The organism is Corallococcus sp. NCSPR001 (genome assembly GCF_017309135.1).
Classification (GTDB): Bacteria; Myxococcota; Myxococcia; order Myxococcales; family Myxococcaceae; genus Corallococcus.
This window is the reverse complement of record NZ_JAFIMS010000002.1, coordinates 3,369,026-3,372,171: the sequence shown is the minus strand read 5'-3', so window position 1 is coordinate 3,372,171 and position 3,146 is coordinate 3,369,026. Positions and strand designations below refer to the sequence as shown.

The 3,146-nt window shown below is 66.6% G+C and carries 3 protein-coding genes; 1 reads left to right on the top strand and 2 read right to left on the bottom strand.

All coding sequences use genetic code 11. The features are described 5' to 3' along the window. Positions 1-95 precede the first annotated feature (95 nt). Complete coding sequence (locus JYJ93_RS15870; RefSeq protein WP_206792208.1) at positions 96-1,022, bottom strand: peptidylprolyl isomerase; 927 nt, start codon at positions 1,020-1,022, stop codon at positions 96-98. Between the two features lie 85 nt (positions 1,023-1,107). On the opposite strand from JYJ93_RS15870, the gene JYJ93_RS15865 reads away from it, so the two are divergent. Further along, on the top strand, positions 1,108-2,139 hold the full coding sequence (locus JYJ93_RS15865) for a peptidyl-prolyl cis-trans isomerase (RefSeq protein ID WP_206792206.1): 1,032 nt from the start codon (positions 1,108-1,110) through the stop codon (positions 2,137-2,139). Positions 2,140-2,801: 662 nt separating this feature from the next. Here JYJ93_RS15865 and JYJ93_RS15860 read toward each other — a convergent pair. Then, positions 2,802-2,999 (bottom strand): hypothetical protein, encoded by a 198-nt coding sequence (locus JYJ93_RS15860; protein ID WP_206792204.1) that lies wholly within the window; start codon positions 2,997-2,999, stop codon positions 2,802-2,804. Positions 3,000-3,146 lie beyond the last annotated feature (147 nt).

Here is a 3,146-nt window from a genome sequence, read left to right as displayed (position 1 = left end):
GTTTTCAAGGAGCACCGCTCCCCCTCATTCCAACGAAGACTGCTCGACCCGGGCCGCATGCCTGAAGGCAAGGCCCCGCCACCCACCACGCCCCATCAAGGCTTCACGTCCGGCTTCCCCGCCGGGGATCCGGTCCCGTCCGGCAACTGGACGGAGGACGCGGCCCGAAGCCGCGTCAAAAGCTGCTCGAACACGCGCCGCTGGGCCCCCGGCGCCATCTGCCCGGCCACCGCTTCGCGCACCTCCTCGAAGGGCGGCACGCGCGCGGGACGGCGCTCCTGCAACACCAGCACCCCGACGCCCGTCGCGTCCTGCACCACCGCGGAGACGGCCCCAGGGCGGGTCAGTGCCAACGCGGCCTTCTCGAGCTCCGCGTTCCCGAACTCGCCGCGCGCCAGCAGTCCCCACTCCCCGCCTCGGGCACGCTCCGGGCCATCCCCCGCGGCCGCGACCTTCGCCACCGGCTCGCCCGCGAGCAGCCGTTTTCGCAGGGACTCGGCGCGCTGGCGGGCCTGCTCCCAGACCGGACGCCCGCTTCCCGAAGGCACCATCACCCACGCCCGGGCCAACCGCAGGCGCTCGGGCTGGGCGAAGCGTTCGAGGTGACCCTCATAGAAGGCCCGCGCCTCCGCCTCCGTGGGGGCGGTGGCCGCCTTCTCTTCCTGGGCAAGGAGCGCCTGGATGCTCAGCCGCTCTTCCAGCTCCCGCACCTGACGGCGGATCTCCTCGTCCTGCGGAATGCCCCGGCGGGCGGCTTCCTGAAACAGCAATCGCTTATCAACCAGGGAACGAATGAATTCCTGACGTCCCGGACCTGTCTCGAAGCGCTCACGAAGGTTGGGAGGGAGCCGCTGGCTCTCGCGCAGCAGTTCGTCCTCGGTCACCACGCCGCCATCGAAGCGCGCCACGACGGGGGCCGTGCCGGCGGAGAGGGCGGGTTCGGTGCCTGCCCGGCCGCACGCCAGGGACAGGAGCAGCGAAGAAATTGACAGCCAAACTCCAGAGCCCCGCTGATGTCCCATGCCGTCCGATGTCCGCTTGCCCGAGGCGACTGGAAATACTCCAGTTCGACCATTGATCACAAGCAGCTGTAGGATAACGGACAGAATGACATTCAATGGCGCGGGCATCGCGTCCGGGGGCCGCTGGACCGTGGAGATTCCGATGGGCTGGAAGTTCAGGTGGATGGGACTGGCAGTGCTGGGGCTGTCCCTGGGAGTGAGTGGTTGCGGCAAGGAGAAGTCCGCTTCGACCCCGGCAGTGACGGGTCCTGTCGTGGCCAGCGTGGGGGAGACAAAAATCACCCAGGCGGAGCTGGAGGCGAAGCTGGCGGAGCAGCCTGCTTTTGTCCGGGCGCGCTACGGAACACCGGAAAAGAAGAAAGAGTTCCTAGACAACCTGGTTCGCTTTGAATTGCTGGTCCAGGAAGCGAAGCGTCGCGGGTTGGAATCGGACCCCGAGGTCCGCGCGATGCTTGAGAAGGTGATGGTGCAGCAGTTGGTGAAATCCCAGACGGAGTCCGCGGAGGCCGCGGTGAGCGACGCGGAGGCCAAAGCCTTCTACGACGCCAACCTTACGGAGTTCGTGAAGCCGGAGCGCGTGCGCATCAGCCAGCTCCTGTTGAAGGCGCCCCGGGGCACACCGGAGCGGCAGAAGGCGCTGACGCAGGCGGTGAAGCTGGCGACGGACGTGCGGAAGGAAGGGGATGTTCCTCGCGCGTTCGACACGGCGGTGCGTGCGCACTCCCAGGACACGGCGACCCAGGCCCAGGGAGGAGATCTGGGCTTCCACACGCGAGAGGAGTTGACGGCCCTGGGCGGTGAGGCGCTCGCGGAAGCCGCATGGAACCTGAAGACGGTGGGCCAGCTGTCCACGCCCATTGAAAGCGATACGGGCGTCCATCTCCTGATGTTGCAGGCACGTCAGGTGGGGCATGAGCAGACGTTCGAACAGGCAAAGCCTCGCATCGCGCAGCGCCTGGGAGCGGAGCGTCGGTCGAAGGCGCTGGAAACCCTGGTCGAGAAGCTGCGGACCCAGACGAAGGTGGAGGTGGACGAGGACGTCCTCGCGAAGGTGAACCCGGAGGCAGGCGTGAAGCCCGCGCCCGGCCCGGGTCAGGCCGGAGCAGCGCCGCGATAGACAACCGGCGGCTGTCTCTCTTGAGATGCCTGATGACGCACGGTCCTCCATCGGGGGCTTCAATGCCGAACTGGCATTGAGCACCCCGGTGAGAACATGGTCGACGGCAGCTCCGTATTCCGCTCCCCCAGGGACAGCGTCAGGACATCCATCCACCCGTCGAGAACACCCGGTTCACCGCTCGAGCCCGCGATAGCGCCAACGGAACGTGTTCGCGAGGAACCGATGAACCTCGTGCTCGTCCCCATCAGGTTCCGCTGCGATGCCTGAGGGTCTCCATGGCACTGGAGCAATCAAAAGACCCGGTCCACTGGCCTTCCACGAAGTGGAACTCATGCACCACGCTGAACATCCAGATGGGCCACAATCTCTCCACCCGCGTCGCCAACATCTGTCCTCCAGAGGGCTCAATCCGAGCCCATCCGAAGGTGCGCGTCACCAATCGATAGGAGGCCCGTCGCCATACGCCTCCCGTATCCTGGCGATCAAAACGAAGGACGGGTCATCCGGTGAGGCGCGCCAGTCCGTCTTCAGTTGCCCTGAGTGGCTCCAGCGCCGCTCCACCACACAGACGCCGTGGAGGTAGACACAGTCCTCAATCATCGTGCCGTCGGCGAGCCAAGAACGGTCTTGAGTCGCATCGGGCACTGGCGCGCCGGTGCTCAGGCCCGCGCGGTGTCATCGTACGACACGCGCAGGCCTTCGTGCGTCACCGTGATGAACGGGCGCCCCATCCAGCCGCAGTGCCTGCAGACCGCGTTCGGACCGGTCGCCGTCACGCGCACCGGCAGGTCCGACTCGCACACAGGGCAGCCCTCGGGGAGGGTGTACTCTCGGGTCTGGGAGTGGACTTCGGTCATGTCTTCAGGGGTAACGCAGCCTCCAGACTCCGCAAGGCGGTGACCTGCTACGCCTTCCCTGAAACATGCAACGCAGGCCTGTCCGTCTGGCTTTCCGCCACACCGAAGGCCCGTCTGCCTGCCTACCCACGAGCGCTCGATTTCCGG